A 23,696-nucleotide genomic window follows, 5' to 3' on the forward strand; every position below is an offset into this window, starting at 1 on the left:
TTTCATAGAGTCGTTGCCGGAATTGAAGCTGCTATTCGGTAGAATACCCACGGAGACGGGGGTGTTCTTTTTCTTTGCAATATACATATCAAAGGAGACGAGAAAAATGAAGCTTTATACGAGAACGGTATGCCCGAAATGCATGTGGATCAAATCTGAACTGCAGCGCGCGGAAGTAGAGGTTGAGATCATTAACGTCGATCATGATACGGAAGCGTTCGAAAAGCTTGTCGCGGCCGGTGCGATGAGCGTTCCGGTATTGGAGGTAGACGGCGAGTTCATTTTCGATACGAATGAAATGGTTAAGCAGCTCGAGAGCCTGAGCGTATGATCGCTTTTGCAAGCCGTACAGGAAACGTGAGGTATATCGTTTCGCGGCTTCAATTGCCTGCAATCGAAATCGCCGAGGACATCAAGCTGGCGAAGCCTTTTTTGCTGTTCACCTACACGGACGGGTTTGGCGATGTGCCGCGGTCGGTGGCTCGATTTATGGAGCGGTGCGGCAAGCTTTGCCAGGGAGTAATCGTGAGCGGCAACAGCAACTTCGGCCATCGCGTATTCGGAGCGGCCGGCGACGCCCTTGCGAGACAGTGGCAGGTTCCGCTAGTCCGCAAAGTCGACATGCGAGGCTTTGCCGAAGACTACGAGGCGATCCGCCGTTATTACGAGCAATGTTTCCGGGAGGAGAGAAAGTCCGATGAAGTCTTACTTGAAGTTAAATAACGAGGTGCTTAATCAGTACAGCAGGACGGGCAAGCTCGACCTTGCGAAGGACAAAGAAGCGACGCGTCGCTACTTCCTGGAACACGTAAACGTAAAATTGCGCTATTTTATCGATACAGAAGAAAAAATCCGCTATCTCGTCGATGAAGGCTACTATGAGCCCGGCTTCCTGAAGCAATACCGGATGGAATTCATCGAGCATCTCTACGAGAAGGCGTATGCATACAAATTCCGTTTCCCTTCGTTCATGAGCGCCAGCAAGTTTTACGAGAGCTACGCGATGAAGAGCCGGGACGGCGAAGAAATTCTTGAGAAGTACGAGGATCGCATTGTGATCATCGCGCTGTACTTGGCCCAGGGAGACGAACAACTGGCCGAGCATGCGGTGGAAGCGATGATGTCGTCCTATCAGCCGGCGACGCCGACCGCCTTGAACAGCGGCAAGATGGCGCGCGGCGAGCTTGTTAGCTGCTTTAAGCTGACGATGGACGACTCGATGAACAGCATTTCCCAAAATATCGGCTACTGCCTGGAGCTTTCGCGCTTGGGCGGAGGAGTCGGAGTTAACGTCACCGACCTGCGTCCGCTGGGCGATCCGATCAAGGGCATTCTCAACCGCGCAAGCGGCGTTATGCCGGTAGCCAAGCTGCTGGAAAACTCTTTCTCTTACTCGAATCAGCTCGGTCAGCGGAACGGCTCCGGTGTGATTTACCTGAACGTTTTCCATGCCGACATCGAGAACTTTATTTCGGCCAAGAAGCCCAACGCCGACGACAAAATTCGGCTAGCGACGCTGTCGACGGGAATTATCGTGCCGGACATCTTCTTCGACCTGATGAAGCGCGACAAGGACATGGTGCTGTTCAGCCCGTACGATATTTACAAGGAATACGGCAAACGCATGTCCGAGATCAGCATCACCGAGATGTACTACGAGCTGTTGGACAACCCTAACATACGGAAAATCAAGCGGATCAACGCCCGCAGGCTATATACGGAAATCAAGAAGGCGCAGTTCGAATCGGGCTATCCTTTCGAAGTGTTCATCGACCATGTGAACGAAAATCATGCTTTGCGCAATATCGGCCGCGTGAAAATGTCGAACCTGTGCACGGAGATTTTGCAGGTACAGGAAACGAGCATCATTCACGATCACGGGACGGAGAACGAAATCGGCATGGACGTATCGTGCAACCTGGGATCCATCGACATTCATAACGCGACGAAGGAAGCGTCCTTCGAGCAATTGATCCAAACATCGATGCGGCTGTTGACGAATGTGTCGAACATGACCGATATTCGCAATGTTCCGTCCGTCACGAAAGCGAACCGCAGCATGCACTCCGTTGGTCTCGGAGTGATGAACCTGCACGGACATTTGATCTCGCAAGGGCTGGAATACGGGTCGAAGGATTCCGTTCTCTTCATCGATACGTTCATGGAGGCGCTCAATTATTATTCGCTGCGCGCCTCGATGTTGATCGCCAAAGAAAGAAACGAGACGTTCTACGGCTTTGAGCAAAGCGATTATGCCAATGGAAGCTACTTTGATTCCTATGTCGTCAAAACGGTTGCGGAGCTGCCGGAGAAGGTCGCCGCAGCGCTGGGCAGCGTTCCGCAGATTACGGCGGAGATGTGGGCCGAGCTGAAGGAGCAGGTCATGACGCACGGCCTGTTTAACGCGTACCGTCTGGCCATCGCGCCTACGGGAAGCATCTCCTATATTCGCAACAGTACGGCTTCGATTGCGCCTTGTACGGAGAAGGTCGAAATTCGGGACTATGCCGACAGCCGCACCATCTACCCGATGCCGTTCTTGAACGACGATAACATTTCGCTCTACAAGGAAGCCTACGAGATCGATCAATACCGCATGGTCGATTTGTATGCGGCTGCGCAGCGCCATATCGATCAAGGAATTTCGATGACGTTGTACGTGACGGATCAATGGACGACCGAGCAATTGGCGCGTCTGTACATCTATGCTTGGATGAAGGGAATCAAGACGGTGTACTATGTGCGCCAGCGTCTGCAGACCATCGAGGAGTGTGTATCGTGTTCGATCTAAAAGTGTTTGAAGCCGTCAACTGGAACCAGAGCCAGCAGGAGCTGACCAAGATCTTCTGGGATCAGCAGTGGAAGCAAATCTGGTTTCCCGAAGAAATCGCCGTCAGCAAAGATGTGAAGCAGTGGCAGGATTTCGCGCACCAGGATACGTACAAGAAGGTGTTCGGCGGCCTCACGCTGCTGGATACGATTCAGACCAATATCGGGATGAACGAGATTGCCCGCCACGCTCCGGACCTGCAGGAGAAGGCGCTCTATACGGTGTTTGCTTCGTTTGAAGCCATTCACGCGAAGTCGTACTCGTACATTTTCACCACATTGTGCACCAACAGCGAGATCGATGCGATCTTCGAATGGGTGAAGCATAACGAATATTTGCAGTACAAGGCCAGACGGATCAGCGACGTCTATCTTGCGGTTGAAGAGGGCGATCCGGTCTCCTTGTGGAAGGCGATGTTCGCTTCCGTCATGCTGGAATCGTTTCTGTTCTATTCGGGCTTCTTCTTTCCGCTTTACTTGGGCGGGCAGGGCACGCTTCGGAACAGCGCCGAAGTAATCTCGCTGATTTTGCGGGACGAATCGATTCACGGCGTTGCAGTCGGCTATTTTGCGCAGCAGCGGTTTAAGCAATTTTCGGCCGAACAGAAGGAACAGCTGACCGTATGGGCTTACGAGTATTTGTTGGACCTGTACCATAACGAGTTGAACTATACGAACGATTTGTATGCCGAAACCGGCCTAAGTCCAGACGTGAAAAGCTATGTTCGCTACAATGCGAACAAAGCGCTGATGAACATCGGCTTCGAGACGATGTTCCCGGACGAGGAAGTCAATCCGATCGTCATGAACGGTATTCGCAACGAAGGCTCGACCTACGATTTCTTCTCGCAAAAAGGCTCTACTTATGCGGTGGCGAAGGTGGCCCCGATTACGGACGATACGTTTCGTTTTTAAGAGCAGAAGATCGGCAGACGTCTTTCCCTATTGCAGGGAAAGGCGTTTTTTGTGTGCGGGCAGCACTGGAATGCAATTGACGTTACCCTCCGCTCGTGATATATTGTGCATACACAACATGCACAATTTGATGGGGAGGCACGCTATGCTGGCATTAGAAATTAGAAGCATAAATAAGAAGTATGAAGGCTTTCAGCTCAAAGATGTATCGTTCCAACTGGAAAAGGGATATATTATGGGCTTTATCGGCGCCAATGGCGCGGGGAAAACAACCACGATCAAATCGATTCTGAACATGATTCATATCGATAGCGGCGAGGTCAGCATATTGGGCAAGAGCATGTCCGAGCACGAACTCGAATTGAAGCAAGACATCGGGTGCGCGTTTGGCGGCATCGATTTCTACACCCGCAGCAAAATCAAAACGTTAACCGAAGTAATTAAGAAATTTTATAAGAATTGGGACGATGGGACCTACAAAAGCTATCTGAGAAGATTCAAGTTGGATGAGAACAAGAAAGTTGCCGAATTGTCTACGGGGATGAAAGTAAAGTACGGCTTAGCCCTTGCCTTGTCCCATGGCGCCAAGCTGCTCGTTCTGGATGAGCCGACCAGCGGACTCGATCCGGTCGCAAGAGACGATCTGTTGGATGTTTTTCAAGAGCTTGTCGCCGATGGAGAAATCAGCATTCTTTTTTCCACCCACATTACGTCCGATTTGGAGAAATGCGCGGATTTTATTACGTTTATCGCCAATGGCCAGATCGTCGGCAGCGCCGAGAAGAATGAATTTGTCGAGTCTTATCGCCTATTAAACGGTAGCGAAAGCCAACTGGAACAGGTGAAAGAGCGGCTGATTTCCTACAAAGTAAATTCGTTCGGCTTCACCGGGTTGATTCACTTCCGGGATTTCGTTCCCACTTCCGGAATTAAAGCCGTTACGCCAAATCTTGAGGAAATTATGATATACTTCGCGAAAAAGGAGGAGCTGCATGTATAACCTAGTCATGAAGGATTTGAAATTGGGAGTAAGTCCTTTTTTCTTCTTTCTGCCCCTTTTAACAGGCGCCTTAATGCTGATTCCCGGTTGGATCTATCTTCTAGTCCCCCTGTATTTTTGCTGGCTCACGATTCCGAATATGTTTGCCGGACTTAAAGTTCAGAACGACTTGATCTTTACGACCATGATGCCCGTAACTAAGAAGGACATGGTAAAAGCAAGAGTAGCCGTTATCGTTCTTCTCGAATTATTGCATCTTGTCATTGCGATGATCTTCGGGATATTTACGCTTCGCCTGTATCCGGAGATGATCTATTATTTTTTCGCGCCGAATATGGGCTTCTGGGGAATATGCTTCGTTATGCTCGCGCTCTTCAACCTTACTTTTATACCGATATATTATAAAACAGCCTATAAGTACGGTAACGCGACGATCGCATCCATTACGGTCGCAATGTTATTTGCCTTAATCGCGCAATGGGTCGGAATCCAAAACTCCTATGTAGCTGATATCTTCGTGGGCAGCGGCATGAACGATACGGCGCTTCACGCCTCCATTTTCACTGCAGGAGTGCTAATCTTCATTGCTTCTACGATAGTTGCTTACCGAATTGGAGTCCGGCGCTTTCAGAAAGTGGAAGCGCAATGAATGTAGCGATTTCGAACACCTCCGAAAAACCGATCTACCAACAGCTTTTCGAACAAATCAGCGCCCAAATATTGAACGGCGAATTGGAGAGCGGCTATTGTCTGCCGCCGATCCGACAGGCGGCGCAAGAGCTTCGTATTAGCGTCATCACCGTTAAAAAAGCATGGGAAGAGCTGGAAAGATGCGGGCTGATTCATACGATAACGGGCAAAGGATGCTTTGTGGCGGAATTCTCGTCCGGTGAGACGCGGCAAATACGCAATGAGATGATCTTAAAGCAAATGGAGAACGACGCTGCCTATTACAAATCGTTTGGCCTCACCCTGGATGAGGTTGTTGAGCTATTGAAGAAGATTTATTAAAGGGGTCCAACCGAGACGCTCCTGAAATCACCTTAGAATGGGTTTACCCATTCAGGTTTCGGCAAGAAGCTGGAGGGCTTTGACATCACCCGGAACGGGTGGGTGCAGTCTTACGGTTTCGCGTTGCATGAAGTCTCCGCAAAAGGCATGCTGTCAGGACCGATTACGATTATGAACTGGTCGTTCGTGCGGGACGATATGTTCGCGGGCATCGGCATGATTCAAGTCGATGAGCCGGCCGTTCGCGAAGGGCTGCTCCTGAAGAAAGCGACCGAACTCCCAGACTGTCGAGCGCCTGTCTCGACAGTCTTATCCAATGAAGCAAGAACCCGCCTAGGGATGAGAACAGGCGGGTTTTGGTGCATTACAGCAGGTGAAAAGCCAGCTCTCCGGCCGCTAGTTTGACGTTCTCGATGCCGATCTGCTGCAGGGAGAAGGTTAACGCATTTGCGGAATCGTTCCAGAAGACGAGCAGCCGCTCGTTTCCGTGGAAGTATTCCGTATGGACGATGCCTGCGGGAAGAGACAGATCGGTCTGCAGCGAGAAGCGCCCATTGTAGAAGAATTTCCCATAGCGCTGCTGCAATGCGATAAGCCTGGAAACGTGCTCGGCATATAACGGTGCGGCGGCGATCGTGTCGCGGCAGCGATATATGCCGATGTCGAAGCGGAATCCGTAGACGAAGGCGTAATTAAGCTGACGACGGAAATCGGTCCGCTCGTCATGGATAAAGCGATTGGACATAATCGTCTCCGGGAAGGTTTGACGGTACAGCTCCGGGTACGATTCTTCGTCTTTGAAGCTGGCATACTGGCAGCTGTGGTGAAAATCAGAGTATGGCGCGTAGCAGTCGACGACAAATTCGGTGCCGAAGGCTTGATCGCCGGAGCATAATTCGCGAATGGCGCGCAGATTGTCCCGTTTCCATTGGTTTTCGCGATCTCCGCGGCGGCCGTGCGCATGCGTATCGTCGAAGCAGAGGTGCGGCCAATGTCCGCCGATCTGATCGTAGAAGATGCAATCCGCTTCGTATTCCAGCTTTCTGCGGCCGACAGACAGCAGTTGCTCGCGCCACTCCGGAGCGGACTGGCAGGCGGAGACAAAGCTTTTATAGCCATTGCTGCGCAGCAGCATGCCGTCTCCGGCAAAGCGGTAATGCTCGCGGTATTCGTTGCCGTCGATGTCCTTGCGGCAGATGCGGTAGCCGATTTCACGGTAATAATCCGATTGGACGTCGATTAGCACTCCGTTCGTGTAGAGCGCGACCTTGCCGCCGCGGCGCCGAACCTCGGCGATCGCTTTCTTCAGCCCTTGCTCGCCGCCCAGCGCCGGATCGGGCTCGTAGACGGGATAACCGTTGTCGAAGCAGCCCTTCCACCAGCCGAACAAGAAAAGCATCTCCACGCCGACTTGGCGACCTTCCTCGTAAAGGCGGGGCAGATCGGCGTAGGTGAAGAACACTTCGCCATACTGGTGCTTCATGATGACGCGCTGCCAGCCGCTTAGCTCCCGCACCCATTTCGGCTTCCGGGGCTCGGCATACCATGAGTCGGCCCAGGACCGATAGAGCGCGGAACCGGTCCGCCAGTCTCCTTTCTCAAAGGCCACGACCGATACTGCCGTCGTCTCTTTGTCTCCGTGGGCGAGAAGAGGAAAGTGGGAGACGGCGAGCAGCAGGCGCGGGGCGCCGTTGCGGGGGCCTTTGCCAGCCGCAAGCGTACACGTTCGGAAAATCTCGTCGTGCCGGCCGACGTAGAGAAACCGTCCGCCGCTCTCGAGGCCGAACCACGCCATGCTTGCCAGACTCGGATAGGTCATATCGAGCCAAATCTCGTGATGGTCGCTGTACATATACTCCGAATGCGCTCGGTCAAGCGCGTTCCAGGGATCGACGATGCGCTGGCCGTTCCCGAAGCTGCGGTACAGCGTATCCTTTTCGCGCATCGTATCTCCGATGCAGTTTAAATCGATGAACGGGAGTTTAAGCTCGTTAACGCGCGCCTCGGCGTCATTGTTGGCAATCGTGGCGGAAAATAACAGTTGCCCGGAGGCTGCACGAATGTGTACCGTCATCTCAACGGCATATTGCCGGCCGGTTTCGTCTCTCAAACCGGAATATACGACATCCCATCCTTCGCCGTCTGTGGCCGTTACGACGTGGCCTCCGATCTGGCTTCCGGATTTTACGGTAATATCGCGAGCTACACCGTCATCCATCTGCAGACGCCAGAAGTCGGCGCCTGCGGCTTCCCGAAGCGGCGCTTCCGCAGCCGACCACCGAACCGCACGCGCATCCTCGCTTAAAGTCAATCTTAAATCTCCCGCTTGCAAGCTATAATCCATATGCTGTCCCTCCGCATCGTTATCGCAAATATTGGCCGCCATTGACGTCCAGCGTAAAGCCGGTCACATAACGGGCTTCGTCGCTGGCCAGGAAAACCGCGGCGGCGGCGATATCCTCCAACCTGCCCAGCCCAAGCGGGATTTCCTGTCCCAGCGCTTGAATTCTCGCGTCTCCCAGCGTACGCCGGAGCAGCTTCGTCTCAATGACGCCTGGTGCGATGGCGTTCACCGTAATCCCGTATGCGGCGGCCGTTCTCGCCAGCGTCTTGGTCAGTCCGAGCTGACCGCTCTTGCTGGCCGCATAGTGCGCATGACCGTATAGCGCGCCTTGATGGGCGACGACCGACGCGATCTGCAGGATGCGGCCGAAGCGCTGCCGCGTCATCCGCTCCATCGCCAGCTTCGCGCATAGGAAGGAGCCGGTCAGATTAACGCCAAGCAGCTCGTTCCAACTGGCCAGCGACGTCTCCATAATTGTCTCCGGACGCGACAGTCCAGCGTTGTTGACGAGAATGTCCAGCCGTCCGAAGGCGGCGTCCAACCCTTCGAACATCGCCCGAACCTGCGCTTCCCGGCTTACGTCGGCCGCAAGCACAATCGCGCGGCGACCAAGACCGCGAATCTGCGCGGCCAGTCCCTTGGCATCGCCGTCGGCGTACAAATCGTTGATTGCGATGTCGGCTCCCGCTTGCGCCAGTCCGATCGCAATTCCGCTGCCGATGCCGCGCGCCGCTCCGGTTACAAGCGCGACCTTGCCGGTTAAATCGAACATCTTCATTCCTCCTTGCCGGGCTGTCGCCCGTCAGAAATATGCTTTCGATTGCGGGGGCCGGATGTTGGTCAACTCGCCGCTGTAATGGCGAAGATCGTGCGGCGCGTAAGGATAGGAGGCCGCGGCCTCTTCGTTCAGCTCGATGCCCAGACCGGGCCGGTCGGGGATGAGCATATACCCGTCCTCAAACCGAAGCGCTTCGTCCGTCAGCTCCGAGCGGTAGTGGACGTCGGTCGCCATAATTTCCAGGTAGAAGAAGTTCGGCGTGCACGCCGCAAGCTGAAGCGTAGCCGCATTGGCGACCGGGCCGCTGGGATTGTGCGGAGCGAACGGCACGTAGTGCGCCTCGGCCAAGGCGGCGATTTTACGGCATTCGGACAGCCCGCCGGCATGGCTGATATCTGGCTGAACGTAATCCAGCGCTCTTCGTTCCAGCGCGTCCTTAAACGGAAAACGCGTGAATAGCCGTTCTCCCCCGGCCAGCGCAACAGGCGATTTGCTCCTTACCTCACGCATGGCGTCGAGATTGTCCGGCGGCACAGGCTCTTCAAACCAAACCGGCTTAAAGCAGGCGATTTCCTTCGAGATGCGGATCGCGGTCGGCACGTTAAACCTGCCGTGACCTTCGATGAACAAATCTACCTCGCCGCCGACGGCGTCACGGACGGCCCCGATGCAGGCCAAGGCGTCGTCCAGCTCGCAATTGCCGATATCCATATAGCTGCTGCCGAACGGATCCCATTTCAAGCCTCTGAAGCCTCGTTCGACCGCTTCTGCGGCCTTGCGGGCGAATTCCTCCGGCGTCTTGGCTCCGGCAAACCAGCCGTTGGCGTAGACTTTGACCTTGTCGTTGTATTTGCCGCCGAAGAGACGGTGTACAGGCACGCCGAGCGATTTGCCGTTAATGTCCCATAGCGCCATCTCAACCGCGCTGAGCGCGGACATCAGCACAGGGCCGGTGCGCCAGTATGAATCGCGATAAATCCGATGGTAGTGCGTCTCGATCCGGAACGGGTCCTGACCGATCAAATACCGTTTCAAATCTTCGATGGCGCCAACGACGGCCTGTTCCTTGTATTCCAGCGTCGCTTCGCCAATGCCGTCGATCCCCTCATCCGTGCATACTTTGACAAATACAAAATTCGTGCGATAGCCGTCCACGACAAAAATGCGGATATCGGTAATTTTCATCTCTGCACCTCTTTTTCGTCATGTATCTTCATTAGCTTAAAGGCTTGTCCGGAATCGGGGTAGTATGATAATTCTTCTATCATGGCCGCCGCTTCGGGCTGTTTTTTCGCTGAAAAGATGTATGAGAGATACGTCCTCCCTTAACGCAAATCTGCGACTATAATGGGGGCGTCGCCGCTTGCGTTCGTCCCGCCAAGAATGAAAGCGCGATCATCCGAAGAGAGGAAGAGGGTAAAAAGCTAACTATGAGAGACTTCTTGGGCAAGTTCGGCAAGTTGGCAGTGTGGGCCATATTGTTGGCGATACTGACGGTAGGGGGGCCTCCGGGGGTGTCGAAGGCCGCTTCGGGCATATCGGACACCTTAAAGCTGTATCCGACCGAAGACGCGCGAGTGGAATCGCGCAACGCCAATACGAACTTCGGGTCGTCCGTGAAGGGATTGCATGTGAAGCAAAACAGCGTCGATTTTCGCGAATCGATGCTGAAGTTTAACGTCTCGGGCATGAACGAACGAGGACCGGGATATACGGTGAAACTCCGTTTGTATTATACCTATCCCGGCAGCACAGTGCCTAACGGGACGACAAGTTTGTACGAAATGTCCGATCCCGGCGTATGGTCGGAGTCGACCGTGACATGGCAGACACGGCCGACGCCCGGAGCGGCGATCGGCTCCGTGACCAACCCCGCTCACAGCGGCACATGGATAGAGTTTGATGTGACGAATGCGATACAGGGGGACGGCATCTATTCGTTCTATCTGAAATCGACGGCGTGGAACAACGATGTATATTTCAATTCGCGGGAGGATACCGCGAACAAGCCGGAGCTGGTCGCAACTTGGCCGGTCGTAGCGGCTAGCATGCCAAACGACGGAGCGCCGGAGACGCCTGTAAATGAACGGACGATCACGATCTCGTTTCAGAAAGCGATGGACCCTGCAACGATGAATCCGTCCAGCATCGTCGTCACCAGGGAGCCCGGCAACACGGCGGTCCCGTATACGGTGTACTCCGCGCAGCAGGGGAGCTACACGTTTACGCTTCCCGATCCGCTCAGCTATCGCAAAACGTACAAAATCGCGATTAAGCCAACGGTTCGTTATGCGGATGGAAGTCCTCTGGCGGCGGAGGTAGTGCGAACATTCCGTACTGCTCCGGAGGCGAAGGACAGCTTGACGACGACAAGCTACAAGCCTTGGCTAGCGCAGTTGCATCTGACCTCCCCGGAATCGGTCGCACAAGGAATCAAAGGGGGAGAAGGCGCACAGCTGATCACGACGCTGGAGCTGTCTCGCAGCAACCCCAATCTGATGTTGATGGGGATCGATACGTATTCGGTCTGGCGAAGCGAGGACGGCGGGGCGAATTGGCGGATCAGCGACGACGGCAGCCGAATTTCCGCGACAGGCGTAATCGACGCCGCGATCGACCCGGAGAACGACAGGCTGGCGTTCGCCGCCGCTTCCGCAGACTACGAGACGGTCGTGACGCCCGGAGCCGGACTGTACAAGAGCGAAGACGGCGGGCGCAGCTGGCGGCAGGTGCTGCAGGGCGCATATTATTCGCGGCTGCCCGACGGGTACTTGATTCGGTCCAGCGGCAGCTTGATTCAGTTCGGTCCGAAGATGGGCTCCGAGCGTATCGTGTACGCGGCCTTTCATGAAGAAGGGGTATTTCGCTCGGACGACAGCGGGGAGACATGGACGCCGATCGGACTGGACGGCGAGATCGTCACGGAACTGAATTACGATGCGGACAGCGGCCGATTGCTCGCGGCCACTTACGGAGGCGGGCTGTACGCCAGCGAAGACGGCGGAGCGAACTGGACGCTGAAATCCGCCGGATTGTCCTCCGCCAATATTCGCAGCTTGGCGGTATTGCCGAGCGATAGCGACACATGGGCCGTAATCGCCGGGGCGAACGCGATGTACGTCACCTATAACGCCGGAGCTACTTGGCAGCCGATCGCACCTCCGGCGGGTTTGCCGGCAGGCAGCTCGCTAAAGCGCGCCGTCTTCGGCGCGCCGGATGCAGCAGGGCATTCGCGACTCTATTTGTCGCTGCATGCGATGCGGTATCCGTTTCGCGTCAGCAACGACATGGGGGCAACCTGGAGCGGCGAGCCGACCTTGCGCCTGGAGCCGGTATTTTACCAGAGCGAGCGCGGTTGGGAAGGCGAAGCGGTGGCGACTGATCCGCACGATCCGGACACCGTATGGGTCAGCTTTCGGGCGCAGCTGTTCAAATCGACGGACGGCGGGCTGACGTTCGAGATTTCCAACTCAGGCTATTCCGGCGCTCGCGCCCGCGCGTTTCTATTCGATGAGGCCAACGACAACGACGTGCTGATCGGCCTGACCGACATTGGCATCGCCAAGTCCGTCGATCCCGGCTCGTCGGCGCTGTATCCGATGTTCTACGAGCTGACGACCGATCAGGCGAACAAGATTCGCGTGCCGGAGCTATCCAACGCGAAGACGGTTAGCGCCATGACGCGCGATCCGAATGACCGCAATCATCTGTGGATTTCGGTGGGCAACTATGCTTCGTCGCTTATCGCCGAGAGCCGCGATGGCGGACAATCGTTTAAGCAGCTTAACGGCACAACGGGCAATTTGCTGACTTCGATCGCCTATCATCCGCAGCAATCTCAGATCATTTATGCGGACGACCGAATCAGCTTGGATAACGGAGCGACCTGGACGTTCCTGCCGCGGGACGTGCTGGCCGTATCGCCTTTTAATGGAGATATCGTCTATTCCGCGAACACGATTTACAGCCAGAAGGAGTACGACGAGAACGGAAATGTGCTGAACCGCGTGTACCGTTCGGACGACCGCGGCGCAACCTGGGCGGCGATCGCCGACCTGCCGGCCTCGGATCCGTCCGGCAGGTTAATGATCCGCGAGCTGCTTGCCGACAAATTCGTGCCCGGCAGAGTGTGGCTTGCCGCCAATGACGGCGTATATCGGCTGGACGGTGCCACGTTGACGAAGTTTGCAGCGGGCAACGGGCTGCTCGCGCACCCGCACGGAGACATCGAGATGTTCAGCATCGATCAGGACCCGCTCAACGCGAACCATCTGGTCGCCGGAGGCGCCGATTATGTGGAACGGGCGCAGGGGGCGGGACTCTTCGAGACGTACGACGGCGGACAAACCTGGATGAAGGTGCCGGACATTCCCGGAAAAGCGGACATCTGGCATGTCAAATTTCATCCGACGGCAGCCAAAGTCTATATCGCCACCTCGGCAGGCACATGGGTGTACGAGTACGATAAGCTGCTGCATAAGGACGACTTCAACGATGGCAATCTCGCAGGCTGGAACGTCGTTGCCGGTGCGGCATCGGTAACGCAAGCCGTGTACGAGAGCGTCATGTCGCTGACGGATACGCAGCGCAGCCTGGTTGTGACCGGCCACACGGCATGGGCCGACTTCGAGGTTGCGGCGCGCATCGGCGCAGAAACGTGGAACGCCGAGGGCGTCGTATCGCTCGTCGCCCGATATACGGACGAAGACAACTTTTATCGACTCGAATACGCGCCGGCCGAAACCAAAATCCGTCTCGTCAAACGGCGCGAAGGCGCAGAAACGATCCTTGCCGAATCCCTCGTTCCTGCACCGGAACTAGGAGAACTGCGCGAGCTCCGGCTGATTGTGAACGGGAAGAAGCTGCAAGGATGCATTGACGATATCTGCGCGCTTGCGGCGACCGACGATTCGTTGGCAAGCGGCAGGGCGGGGGTAGCGACAAGCGATCAGCCGGCATATATCGACGACTGGACTGTGTCGAATCCCTATCGGTTCCGCGACGACTTCGAGGACAGCCAAGCTTACGGCTGGACGGGAGACAGAGGGAATTGGAGCGTATCGTCCGGAGGCGCGGGAGGCGGCTATGCCTATCGTGCGAGCGATCCGTCCGCCAATCGTTCGATGAACGGTTCCCGCGAATGGCGGGATTACAGCTTCGAGACGAGCTTTAGAGTGGATTCGTGGAATGCCGGCGCATGGGTGTCGATGTATGCCCGCTATACGGATGCGGCCAACTACTATTTCGCCTATTACACGCGCAGCGACAATCGATTCCGCATTCTGAAGAGGGTAAACGGAGTCAGCACGGTGCTGGCGACATCGGCTTCGATCGATCCGACTGCGGGCGTCTACCACCGTATGCGCTTCCAAGTCGAAGGCGATCAGCTTACACTGAGCTTTAACGGCCTCATCGTTGCGTCTGTCACGGATGCAACGTTCGGGAGCGGGTCGATCGGTCTGAGCACAACTAACCAACCGGCCAGCTTCGACGATATTTTTGTGAAATAAAATAAACGGCGGGGCCGGATAGGAATTGTACAACATTTTGTTCTGTGAAGAGGCGGGGAAGGAACGAATGTTGTATATGAATTGATACTTATCCGGCTCTGCAGCTTGGCTTACAATGTGAGAGAGAAACTAGAGGGGAGCAAAACAATCATGCACAAGCTAAAAAAAATCGGAGCGGTGCTGTCATCCGCCATGCTGGTGACAGCGCTTGCTGGCTGCAGCGGCAGCGACTCGGGAGAGGCCGGCGAATCCGCCGGGGCCGGGACAGGATCGGCCGCGCCTACGAAGATGGAGACGGTGCGAGTATGGACGAACAGCGGACATACGAAAGAGCTTGTGACCGAGATGGTCGGCGAATTCAATAATACGATCGGCAAGGAAAAAGGAATCAAGATTGAATATACCGTGCAGGGCGGAGATTACAAGCAGGCGCTCGACCTTGCGCTGGCGTCCGGTCAAGCGCCCGAGCTGTTCTATGTTGTCGGGCCCAAGGTGGATTACGTTAAGCGCGGCGATATTATCCCGATCGAGGAGCTGCCAGGCGGCGCCGAATTCCTCGGCAAGTACGAAGGGATGCTGAGTCACCCGGCCTTCACGGTCGAGCGCAAAGTATACTCCGTGCCTTTTAACGTCACAAACGTAAAGCTGTTGTACAACAAGGAGCTGTTCAAAAAAGTGGGCATCGTCGACGCGAACGGCGAGGCGCTGCCCCCGAAAACTTGGGCGGAGGTTCGCGAGTACGCGAAAAAGCTGACGAATCCGCAAGAGAAAGTATATGGCATCGCGTTGCCGTTGAAATGGGGCTCATACTTCGACTGGGAGCTGTTCTTCCCGTGGGTGTCGAGCATCGGACACAACTATTACAATACGCTCACGGGCAAGTACGATTTTGCCGGCTTTAAGCCGGCATTGGAATGGCTGATGGGCATTAAAGCGGACAAGAGCTACTTCCCGGGGCCGGAAGGCTTGGACAACGACCCTGCCCGCGCGCAATTCGCGGAAGGCCGCGTCGCCATGAAGCTGGGCGCTTCCTGGGACGTCGGCGTACTTAACGACCAATTCCCTGCGACTATGGAGTGGGGAGCAGCGGATATTCCGGTTCTCGACACGGCGAACCGGTATAAAGAATTCGCTTCCGTCTCCGACTTCATCAGCGTATCCAAGACGGCGAAAAGCGCCAATTCCGCAAAAGTGATGGAAGTCTACAAGTGGCTGCACAGCGATGAATTCCTTGTCAGAATGTACGAGGAAGGCAAGTATATGCCTTATGACAACCGCATTATCCAGCTGGCGAGCAAAGCGCCGGAAGCCAAAGGCTGGGCGGAATTCGGGCGCAACGAAAACATTTATATGCATCACGGGCAGCCAACGATTAAGCTTGAAGGCGAGACTCATGCGCAAGTGCTCTTGAAGCTCTGGATGGGCAGCGTCAGCATCGACGAAGCGCTGGCCGATCTGGACAAGCGTTACAGCGAAGCGCTGGAGGCCGGCATCCAGGACGGCACAGTCGATCCTTCCGCATTCTTGAACCCGGATTTCGATTTTCGCGTGAAGTAAAACGATTGGCGGGGCGGGTCAGCGACCTGGCTCCGCCGATTTCTTAAAGGAGGACAGAAAGATGAACCCAAGCTCGAATGCGTACACGGAGGGTTTATCCGCCGGCACAAACAGAAACCGACGCAGCCGCGCCTCCCAAATGACCAGAATCGCCGTTCAATCGTACCTCATGCTCTCGCCGCAGCTGCTCGGGTTTCTCGTATTTACGATTTATCCCGTGTTCTGGGTGCTCCGTTGGGCATGGTACGACTATGACAGCGTGCAAGCGACATTCATCGGCTTCGGCAATTTCGAACGTATCTTTATGAGGGACGAGCGCTATTGGCAAAGTCTGCTCAACACCGTCGTGCTCGCGTTCGGCAAGTTGACGGTGGAAATTCCGCTGGCGCTGCTGCTGGCGGTGCTTCTGAACGGCAAGGTGCGTGGACGCAACCTGTTCCGCACCGTATTTTTCATGCCGAATATTGTCAGCGTAGCGGTGATCGGCTTGCTATTCTATTTTCTGTTCGCGACGTTCGAGGGCATCGTCAACAATGTATTGCTCGATCTGAGGGCGATCAGCGAGTCGGTCAACTGGTTCGGCGGCAAATGGACGTCCATGTTTGTCATTGCAACCGCATCCGTGTGGGAGAATTTCGGCATCAACATGCTGTTTTTTCTGGCCGGTCTGCAGAGCGTACCGAAGGATCTGTACGAGGCCGCGGAGATCGACGGCGCCAGCCGCGTTCAGCAATTCACGAGAATTACGCTGCCCATGCTCGCTCCCGTCATTCAAGTCGTACTTATGCTGGCGATTATCGGCAGTTTAAAGGTAACGGATCTTGTGCTTGTGCTGACGAACGGACAGCCAGGCGGCTCCACAGAAGTCGTCATGACGTATATATTCAAATACTTTTTCCGCTACGGGGAAGGACCGGAGGCGCTGCAGATCGGCTACGCGGCTTCGATGGGGCTCGTCACCGCCGTTCTGATCGGCCTGATCACGGCCGCCTATTTCTGGATGACCCGTCGCATGAGCAAAATCTATTAAAAGAGGGCAGCATCCATGCACACGACCGTTAATCGAATTTCCACACTCGCGATGTACGCTTTTCTTTGTATCGTTCTTGTCTTCGCGCTCATGCCTCTCGTTTTCGTTCTGTTTGCATCGTTCAAGTCCAATCAAGAGATACTCGCTCACGCCTCGAGGTTGCTGCCGATCGAATGGACATTTCAGAACTATAAGGAAGCGTGGACGCTGGCCAACTTTAAGCGTTATACGTGGAACAGCGTCTACATGACAGCGTTTATCGTATTCGGCACGCTGCTCGTGTCGACGATGGCCGGCTACGTATTCGCCAGAGGTCGTTTCCCTGGCAAGGCGACGCTGTTCGCAGCCTTCACTGCGACGATGTTTCTGTCGTTCGGCAGCATCACTTTGTATCCGCTACTGCAGATCGCCAAGATTCTGCATCTCAATACATCGCTATGGGGCGTTATCGTCATTAGCATATTCGGGATGCATATCGCCAATATTTTTATCATCCGGAGCTTTGTGAACTCGATTCCCTACGAGGTGGACGAGGCCGCGATCATTGACGGCTGCAGCTTTTTCCGGACGTTCTGGAATATTATTCTACCGCTGATGAAGCCGGTAATCGCTACAATCGGAATTATTACCTTTAAATACGCGTGGAACGAGTTCCTGCTGCCTATGGTGTTTACGCTAAGCAATCCCGATCAGCGTCCTTTGTCGGTAGGCATTGTGGCGCTTCGCAGCGCCGGAGAGGCGGCAAGCTCGTGGAACCTGATGCTGGCGGGAACGATGCTGTCCGTCGTGCCGATGCTTGCGGTCTATTTGATCTTGAACCGGTATTTCGTAGCGGGGCTAACCAGCGGCGCGATTAAGGGGTGACAACGGCGCTGTTCCTCTGCTACATTGGAAGAAGGACGGCCGGGAGGGACTAGCTATGATCTACACCATTTTGCTGCTAACCGTTCTATCCATTTTCATGCTTGTGCGGAATTATCGCAACCGCTATTCCTGGTTGTTCGTGCTGATGATTACCGGGATGAGTCTATCCTTTCTCGGCATGATTCTCAACGTCGCGAAGCTCGGCAATTATCAGTATCCTTCGCATGCCCTGTATGCGCTGGACTATCGAATCTATCTCTATTTAAGCCATTGGAAAATCAATTACTACGATACAGTGCGATTGCAACTGGTCGGAATCGCGGTTTACTTGGTCGGGCTTCCTCTGTTTGCTCTGGAATTCATCCGGAGAAGAAACAAGGGGAGAGCCGGCCAGTGGCTGCGCGCCGGCCTGCTTGCGTTGCCGCCGATCGGTTATGTCTGGTTTTACGAACCGGAAACGAGATACTCGTTCTACATTTGGCTGGCTAGTGGCAATGGGGGAGGAACGCTGAGGTTGGCGCTGCAAGCGGCTGATGCGTTGCATATTGCCTGGATATTGCTTTACTTGTTTTGGCCCGTCTGGCTGCTCTTCAGCTATTATCGCCATTCGCGAATTTCATTTAAGAGGAAGCAAATTTTCTCTCTCGTCATCAGCTTGCTGATCATGAACGGATTGTTTATCGCGATCTTTATTTTGGGTCCGTACAACCAGCTTTATTTGTATTCGGATGCGGCTCGGCTGCTGCAGTTTCCGTCTCGCGAGGCGCCCGGGTTCTACTATCGCTTGCTGCCTCTCGTCATGCTACTTGCCGTCCAGGTCACGGCGGTTACGCTGATTCTGTTCAAGGGGATCGATGCGACGACGATATTCAAGATCCGTTCGATCAACCGCAACGTCGGCGGCTTGAATCATAATCTGAAGGGCGTTTTTCATTCCTTCAAAAATACGATGTTTACCGTGAAAATATTGGCCGAACAAGCGGAACACGCCTATGGAACCGAGGACGGCTTAAAGGCGATTCGACGGCTGCAGCAGATCAGCGAGGCATCGCTCTCACAGTCGGCCAAAGTGATCGACGCGATCAAGGAGATTAACGTGCGTCCCAGCCGCTGCCGAATCGTGAACGTCGTCGAGGATGCACTGGGCAAGTTGAACGTTGGAGAGGCGATTCGGATCGATAAGCGTTACGCGAAATTCGGAGTTTCTTCTTATATTGACAGCTACCATATGACGGAGGCGGTCGCCAATCTGTTGAACAATGCGGTCGAAGCGATTCAGGCTGCCCGAAGGGAAGAGGGCGAAATCCGCATCGAGATCGATGCGGAGGGCGACTGGGCGACGATTGCGGTCACAGACAACGGAACGGGAATCGAGAAGAAAGCGCGGAAGCAAATCTTTAATGCTTTCTATACGACCAAATCCAAACACGAAAACTGGGGGATCGGGCTCTCGTACGTGAATCGGATCGTCAAAGCGCATCTTGGCTTCATTACCGTAACGAGCGAGAAAGGAAAATATACGACGTTTCGTATCTTGCTGCCCGTTGACGGAGAAGGCTCGACGAGCCTGAATGGTGGGTATACAGGATGGGGAGGGAGCAGACATGATTAAGGTAGCGGTGACTGACGATATTGAGGATATTCGCGATTATTTTCGCATGATCATCGATCGGGAGCAGGACATGGAGGCGGTTGGCGTCGCGTCCGACGGGGAAGAAGCAGTGCAACTGGCGCGCGAGGTCCGTCCGGACATCATGCTGATGGATATCGAAATGGAGACGGAGGATGCGGGCATTCGTGCGATCCAGAGAATCAAAGGGGAACTGCCCGAAATTAAAATTATCGTGCTTACGATCCACGAGGAAGACGATGTCATGTTTAAGGCGTATGGAGCCGGAGCGTTGGATTTTATCGTGAAGACAAGCTCGATCGCCGACATTGTCAATTCGATCCGCAGCGCGCACCGCAACAGCTTGTTCATGCGGCCCGAGATCGCCGAAAAAATATTGGGCGAATTCGCCAAGCTGCGTAACGAGAAGGACAGTCTGATCTACACGCTGAACATCGTATCCAAGCTGACGACCTCGGAGTTTGAGATCGTCCGTTCGATCTATAACGGGTTGACCTACCGGAATATCGCCAAGGAACGCTCCGTCGAAGAGGTGACGATCCGGACGCAGGTCAACAAGATTCTGAAGAAATTCAACCAAAGCAGCATGAAGGAGGTTGTCGCCAATCTCAGGGAGCTGAAAATTTTCGATGTGTACAAAAAATAGACTGTCGAAACTTGCTCGACAGTCCGAGACCGACTCAAATACGGTTTGGCCGTTTCTCTGGATCACATAAGGTTAAGGAATCGCCTTCCACACAGTAGCGGCCGATGTGCCTGGTTTTTCGTTAAGCGTCCACCATTTCGCTTCATAGTTGGCGTTGTTGTAGGTGACTTTATCGCCTGCGACATAGACAGTTGTCGAGCTCCATGCCGGATAGGTGGTAGGGGCAGAAGGCGTTGTCACGTTCAGCGTATTGCTTGCCGCCGAAATATTGCCTGCATCGTCAACGGCTTTTACTATGAAGGCGTACGCAGTATTGGGCGTCAAGTTCGTCACAGTATGCTGTACGGACGGTGCAGGCACCGTTGCTACGTAAGCGCCGCCATTAAAGATTTGATATTCTTTCACCCCGACATTGTCTGTCGATGCGGCCCACATCAGAGGAACAGAGGTGGAGGTGGTCGTACCCATCACATGAAGAACGGATGGGGCAGTAGGCGGTTCTAAGTCAGGCCCGATTACTGGCAGGGTTGTGAAGGTAACGGTATTGCTTGCAGTGGAAACATTGCCTGCGGCGTCGAACGCCTTAACCGTAAGGTTATAGGTCGTATTTGCCGTCAGACCGGTCAAATTCGCCACAAGCGCTCCGTTCGTTGTCGCGATTTGGTTAGAGCCGTTATAAACGCCGTAGCCGGTAACGCCGACATTGTCGGTGGAAGCTCCCCAAGTTATCGTTGCCGTGGTCGTGTCGATATTGGACGCCGTAGCGTTCGATGGAGCGGAAGGAGCAATTGGATCAGGATTGTTAATAAAATTAACGTCGATGACATTGTAGAACGCATTATTGGTATCGTAGATTTCCCACACCGCTAAAATGACTTGGTATCCTGTACGGCTAGGAATGTTGCAAGTATTCGAATAAGTTCCTCCCGGCAGCGCCCCGCCGGAGTTTACGCTGCAGAATGGAGTGAGATCGAAGGAAGCGCGCGAGAGAGGAGCATTCGGGTCCCAGTCCTGCTTCGTAATATAGTATTTCCAACTGGTCGTGGCATGAGGGACTTTAATAGACCAGTTGAAGGTGTAGGACCCAGCGCTGATATTTACTTTAGACCAGCGGGTGGCGGATTGTTGGTCGAGCTGCGTAAACCAAGTATTGGCGCTGGCAATCTTTCCGTCCGGGGGCCCTCCCGTCGGGAAGCCTTTGGGTCCTTCCAAGCTGTACGGTTCGTAGATGATTTGTCCGCAGTTCTGGTTTTGACCATTGGCGCAGAGCGCTGCCCGGCTGTTCGTTACGTTGCCGTGAGCGGAAGCTTTTTGCACAAACACCGCAGTCGACATTCCAAAAACAAGCGCGCAAAGAATACCGCTTACAAAGAAAAGCTTTACCTGCCTCAGAGAAGCCCAACCTAAATTAAACAATCCCATTCCTCCTTTTTTCAATTCCCGACTGAACCGGAACAAAACCTCTACAAGGTTTTACACTAGAGAATGCTCACCCCCTCTAAAATTAGGACTATTTGCTTCGCCATGTATAACATGACGTGAAAGAATATGAAACAAAGAAAAAAATTAGTACTTTAGGACTGTTATGGGACACCCCAAAAATAAAACATCATTAGAGCACGAAGAGATTTGTAGGAAGAGCTCGTCTGTGGTAATTTTCCTCCGGCAGGCCATACTAACGGAAGCAATTGCGGAAATTGACTGGGAGGTCCCGTAATGGAATCCAAGAAGAAAAGGGACCTGGCGTCTATCGCGACGATCCCGTTGGGGATGACGCTGGCCAATTCCATGCTCATTCCGGTTATCCCGATGATGCAGAAAGTATTAGGGATCAATTCGCTGCAGGCGAGCTTGATCATTACTTCGTATGCAGTGATTGCGATCTTTTTTATTCCCGTGACCGGATATCTTTCAGATCGGATAGGGAGAAAAAAGGTGATACTGCCTGGGCTCCTCCTCGTCGCCGCAGCAGGGGGCCTTGCCGGCTGGGCGGCGACATTCTGCGACCATCCGTACCGTTTGATCCTATGGAGCAGATTGCTGCAAGGTCTCGGCGCAGCGGCATGCTTTCCCGTCGTCTTACCGCTTGTCGGAGACCTGTTTCGCAACGAGGACGATGTCAGCAACGGGCTCGGGATCGTCGAGACGGCCAATACGTTCGGCAAAGTTCTCAGCCCGGTCTTAGGTTCGGCGTTAGCCTTGTGGGCATGGTACATTCCTTTCTGGGCGATTCCGGCCATCAGCCTGATATCCTTCATTCTTGTTGCGGCGTGGGTGAAGGTTCCGAAGGAATCGAAACAGGCGATGCCCTTCAAGCCATTCGTCGACTCGATAAAGTCGATTTATCGCCAGAAGGGACGTTGGATTTGGGCGATTTACGCCGCGGGCGGAATCAGCATGTTCGTCCTGTTCGGCACCTTGTTCTTTTTGTCGGAAACGCTCGAGCAAAAAGGCATCGACGGGATCGGAAAAGGGGGGCTTCTTGCGATTCCTCTTGCCGGCTTATGTACGGCATCGTGGCTTGTCGGCAAATGGATTGGACAAAAAAAGCAGCTTATGAAATGGATCGGAGTTGCAGGCTTCTTGGTTGCCGCAGCCTGCTTGCTCGGGTTAGGACTGCTGAAAAAGGATTCGACAATCGTCATTATCGGCTTCCTATTCGCCGCATCCATCGGCCTGGGAGCAGCGCTTCCGTGCATTGACGCCTTGTTGACCGAAGGAATCGATAAGGAGCAGCGGGGAACGGTTATGTCTTTTTACAGCAGCATTCGTTTCCTCGGCGTAGCGGCCGGACCGCCGTTTACGGCTTGGATCATTTCGCGTTCGCCGTCGGTTTTTTACTTAACCCTTTGCGCATCTTGTTTTGCGGCATCGTTAGTCGCATGGTTTCTGATCAAGCCTGAACAGAGGAGCAGATGAATATGAAAGCCAAATGGTTGCTGGCGCTGCCGTTAACATTAACGCTCGTTTTTAGCCTGACGTCGCCCGCAATATCCGTATCCGCGCATGAGAAAAAACAGGCTGCGATCTGCCTCAGCCCCAAAATGGTGCAGTTGAAGAGCGAAATGCAAAGAGTTTGGATCGATCATACGATCTGGACGAGAAGCTATATTGTCAGCGCGATATCCAATCGTCCTGACCAGAAGGACGTATTGGCCCGACTCCTGCGGAACCAGCAGGACATTGGCAATGTGATCAAGCCTTATTACGGGGAAGCTGCGGGCAATAAACTGGCCGAGCTTCTGACTGAGCATATTCTCATCGCAGGGAAAATTGTAGAGGCTGCCAAAACGGGAAATCAGACGGATGTGCAAAAATTGGAGACGGATTGGCACAGGAACGCAGACGATATCGCCAAATTTCTAAGCGAATCGAATCCCTATTTGCCGTTCAAAGCGGTGCAGGACATGCTCTACACGCACCTGCAGCTGATCACGGAAATCGTGCGTAGCTGCCTCAAAGGGGACTGGAAAGCGGATATTGCAGCAACTGACAAAAACGAGACCCATATGATCCATTTTGCGGATTTCCTGACAGAGGGAATAGTTAAGCAGTTCCCCGCAAAATTTTAAGGCATTGATC

Annotated in this window: 19 protein-coding genes and 1 pseudogene; 16 read left to right on the forward strand and 4 right to left on the reverse strand. The window is 54.1% G+C overall.

Annotated features, from left to right (window positions below; genetic code table 11):
- Nucleotides 1-106: 106 nt before the first annotated feature.
- The 8 genes and pseudogenes from DFP98_RS13825 to DFP98_RS39750 form a co-directional block, all read left to right on the forward strand.
- Complete coding sequence (locus DFP98_RS13825; protein ID WP_116061185.1) at nt 107-331, forward strand: glutaredoxin family protein; 225 nt, start codon at nt 107-109, stop codon at nt 329-331.
- Complete coding sequence (nrdI, locus tag DFP98_RS13830; protein ID WP_116061186.1) at nt 328-723, forward strand: class Ib ribonucleoside-diphosphate reductase assembly flavoprotein NrdI; 396 nt, start codon at nt 328-330, stop codon at nt 721-723. The genes DFP98_RS13825 and nrdI overlap by 4 nt, the downstream gene beginning before the upstream one ends.
- Complete coding sequence (nrdE, locus tag DFP98_RS13835) at nt 698-2,791, forward strand: class 1b ribonucleoside-diphosphate reductase subunit alpha (RefSeq protein WP_116061187.1); 2,094 nt, start codon at nt 698-700, stop codon at nt 2,789-2,791. Before nrdI ends, nrdE begins: the two co-directional genes overlap by 26 nt.
- Nucleotides 2,779-3,744 (forward strand): class 1b ribonucleoside-diphosphate reductase subunit beta, encoded by a 966-nt coding sequence (nrdF, locus tag DFP98_RS13840; protein ID WP_181917681.1) that lies wholly within the window; start codon nt 2,779-2,781, stop codon nt 3,742-3,744. The genes nrdE and nrdF overlap by 13 nt, the downstream gene beginning before the upstream one ends.
- A gap of 145 nt (nt 3,745-3,889) precedes the next feature.
- A complete protein-coding gene (locus tag DFP98_RS13845; RefSeq protein WP_116061189.1) occupies nt 3,890-4,744 on the forward strand; it encodes an ABC transporter ATP-binding protein in 855 nt (284 codons plus the stop codon).
- On the forward strand, nt 4,737-5,393 hold the full coding sequence (locus DFP98_RS13850) for an ABC-2 transporter permease (protein WP_116061190.1): 657 nt from the start codon (nt 4,737-4,739) through the stop codon (nt 5,391-5,393). The genes DFP98_RS13845 and DFP98_RS13850 overlap by 8 nt, the downstream gene beginning before the upstream one ends.
- Nucleotides 5,390-5,755, forward strand: a complete 366-nt coding sequence (locus DFP98_RS13855) for a GntR family transcriptional regulator (RefSeq protein ID WP_116061191.1) — start codon at nt 5,390-5,392, stop codon at nt 5,753-5,755. Before DFP98_RS13850 ends, DFP98_RS13855 begins: the two co-directional genes overlap by 4 nt.
- A gap of 57 nt (nt 5,756-5,812) precedes the next feature.
- A pseudogene (locus tag DFP98_RS39750) lies at nt 5,813-6,025 on the forward strand (hypothetical protein); the annotation flags it as partial.
- 94 nt (nt 6,026-6,119) lie between these two features.
- On the opposite strand, the gene DFP98_RS13865 reads toward DFP98_RS39750, so the two are convergent.
- The 3 genes from DFP98_RS13865 to dgoD are packed head-to-tail and all read right to left on the reverse strand — an operon-like array spanning nt 6,120 to nt 10,062.
- A complete protein-coding gene (locus DFP98_RS13865) occupies nt 6,120-8,099 on the reverse strand; it encodes a DUF6259 domain-containing protein (protein ID WP_116061193.1) in 1,980 nt (659 codons plus the stop codon).
- A 19-nt stretch (nt 8,100-8,118) separates the two neighbouring features.
- On the reverse strand, nt 8,119-8,871 hold the full coding sequence (locus DFP98_RS13870) for an SDR family NAD(P)-dependent oxidoreductase (protein ID WP_116061194.1): 753 nt from the start codon (nt 8,869-8,871) through the stop codon (nt 8,119-8,121).
- 30 nt (nt 8,872-8,901) lie between these two features.
- Nucleotides 8,902-10,062, reverse strand: a complete 1,161-nt coding sequence (dgoD, locus tag DFP98_RS13875) for a galactonate dehydratase (RefSeq protein ID WP_116061195.1) — start codon at nt 10,060-10,062, stop codon at nt 8,902-8,904.
- A gap of 245 nt (nt 10,063-10,307) precedes the next feature.
- Here dgoD and DFP98_RS13880 point away from each other — a divergent pair, with 245 nt between their 5' ends.
- The 6 genes from DFP98_RS13880 to DFP98_RS13905 all read left to right on the forward strand — a co-directional run bounded on the left by DFP98_RS13880 (nt 10,308) and on the right by DFP98_RS13905 (nt 20,114).
- On the forward strand, nt 10,308-14,387 hold the full coding sequence (locus tag DFP98_RS13880) for a CBM96 family carbohydrate-binding protein (protein WP_116061196.1): 4,080 nt from the start codon (nt 10,308-10,310) through the stop codon (nt 14,385-14,387).
- Between the two features lie 150 nt (nt 14,388-14,537).
- Nucleotides 14,538-15,944, forward strand: coding sequence for an ABC transporter substrate-binding protein (locus DFP98_RS13885; protein ID WP_116061197.1), 1,407 nt, complete (start codon nt 14,538-14,540; stop codon nt 15,942-15,944).
- Between the two features lie 61 nt (nt 15,945-16,005).
- Nucleotides 16,006-16,974, forward strand: coding sequence for a carbohydrate ABC transporter permease (locus DFP98_RS13890; RefSeq protein WP_220377095.1), 969 nt, complete (start codon nt 16,006-16,008; stop codon nt 16,972-16,974).
- Nucleotides 16,975-16,989: 15 nt separating this feature from the next.
- Entirely contained in the window at nt 16,990-17,838 is an 849-nt protein-coding gene (locus DFP98_RS13895; protein ID WP_116061198.1) for a carbohydrate ABC transporter permease, read from the forward strand.
- 55 nt (nt 17,839-17,893) lie between these two features.
- Nucleotides 17,894-19,450, forward strand: a complete 1,557-nt coding sequence (locus DFP98_RS13900; RefSeq protein ID WP_116061199.1) for a sensor histidine kinase — start codon at nt 17,894-17,896, stop codon at nt 19,448-19,450.
- Complete coding sequence (locus tag DFP98_RS13905; RefSeq protein ID WP_181917675.1) at nt 19,443-20,114, forward strand: response regulator transcription factor; 672 nt, start codon at nt 19,443-19,445, stop codon at nt 20,112-20,114. Before DFP98_RS13900 ends, DFP98_RS13905 begins: the two co-directional genes overlap by 8 nt.
- A 72-nt stretch (nt 20,115-20,186) precedes the next feature.
- On the opposite strand, the gene DFP98_RS13910 is transcribed toward DFP98_RS13905, so the two are convergent.
- Nucleotides 20,187-21,530, reverse strand: a complete 1,344-nt coding sequence (locus DFP98_RS13910) for a lytic polysaccharide monooxygenase (protein ID WP_246016524.1) — start codon at nt 21,528-21,530, stop codon at nt 20,187-20,189.
- 300 nt (nt 21,531-21,830) lie between these two features.
- Here DFP98_RS13910 and DFP98_RS13915 point away from each other — a divergent pair, with 300 nt between their 5' ends.
- Entirely contained in the window at nt 21,831-23,033 is a 1,203-nt protein-coding gene (locus DFP98_RS13915) for an MFS transporter (protein WP_116061201.1), read from the forward strand.
- Between the two features lie 2 nt (nt 23,034-23,035).
- Complete coding sequence (locus DFP98_RS13920) at nt 23,036-23,686, forward strand: glycosyltransferase (RefSeq protein WP_181917677.1); 651 nt, start codon at nt 23,036-23,038, stop codon at nt 23,684-23,686.
- The last annotated feature ends 10 nt before the right edge of the window (nt 23,687-23,696 follow it).

This window comes from Cohnella phaseoli, assembly GCF_003386235.1.
Lineage (GTDB): Bacteria > Bacillota > Bacilli > Paenibacillales > Paenibacillaceae > Cohnella > Cohnella phaseoli.

Bases quoted from the DNA above. Each gene is read 5' to 3' on its own strand.
- DFP98_RS13825 (WP_116061185.1), top strand. From the start codon at position 107: ATGAAGCTTTATACGAGAACGGTATGCCCGAAATGCATGTGGATCAAA.
- nrdI (WP_116061186.1), top strand. From the start codon at position 328: ATGATCGCTTTTGCAAGCCGTACAGGAAACGTGAGGTATATCGTTTCG.
- nrdE (WP_116061187.1), top strand. From the start codon at position 698: ATGAAGTCTTACTTGAAGTTAAATAACGAGGTGCTTAATCAGTACAGC.
- DFP98_RS13845 (WP_116061189.1), top strand. From the start codon at position 3,890: ATGCTGGCATTAGAAATTAGAAGCATAAATAAGAAGTATGAAGGCTTT.
- DFP98_RS13850 (WP_116061190.1), top strand. From the start codon at position 4,737: ATGTATAACCTAGTCATGAAGGATTTGAAATTGGGAGTAAGTCCTTTT.
- DFP98_RS13855 (WP_116061191.1), top strand. From the start codon at position 5,390: ATGAATGTAGCGATTTCGAACACCTCCGAAAAACCGATCTACCAACAG.
- DFP98_RS13865 (WP_116061193.1), bottom strand. From the start codon at position 8,099: ATGGATTATAGCTTGCAAGCGGGAGATTTAAGATTGACTTTAAGCGAG.
- DFP98_RS13870 (WP_116061194.1), bottom strand. From the start codon at position 8,871: ATGTTCGATTTAACCGGCAAGGTCGCGCTTGTAACCGGAGCGGCGCGC.
- dgoD (WP_116061195.1), bottom strand. From the start codon at position 10,062: ATGAAAATTACCGATATCCGCATTTTTGTCGTGGACGGCTATCGCACG.
- DFP98_RS13880 (WP_116061196.1), top strand. From the start codon at position 10,308: ATGAGAGACTTCTTGGGCAAGTTCGGCAAGTTGGCAGTGTGGGCCATA.
- DFP98_RS13885 (WP_116061197.1), top strand. From the start codon at position 14,538: ATGCACAAGCTAAAAAAAATCGGAGCGGTGCTGTCATCCGCCATGCTG.
- DFP98_RS13890 (WP_220377095.1), top strand. From the start codon at position 16,006: ATGAACCCAAGCTCGAATGCGTACACGGAGGGTTTATCCGCCGGCACA.
- DFP98_RS13895 (WP_116061198.1), top strand. From the start codon at position 16,990: ATGCACACGACCGTTAATCGAATTTCCACACTCGCGATGTACGCTTTT.
- DFP98_RS13900 (WP_116061199.1), top strand. From the start codon at position 17,894: ATGATCTACACCATTTTGCTGCTAACCGTTCTATCCATTTTCATGCTT.
- DFP98_RS13905 (WP_181917675.1), top strand. From the start codon at position 19,443: ATGATTAAGGTAGCGGTGACTGACGATATTGAGGATATTCGCGATTAT.
- DFP98_RS13915 (WP_116061201.1), top strand. From the start codon at position 21,831: ATGGAATCCAAGAAGAAAAGGGACCTGGCGTCTATCGCGACGATCCCG.
- DFP98_RS13920 (WP_181917677.1), top strand. From the start codon at position 23,036: ATGAAAGCCAAATGGTTGCTGGCGCTGCCGTTAACATTAACGCTCGTT.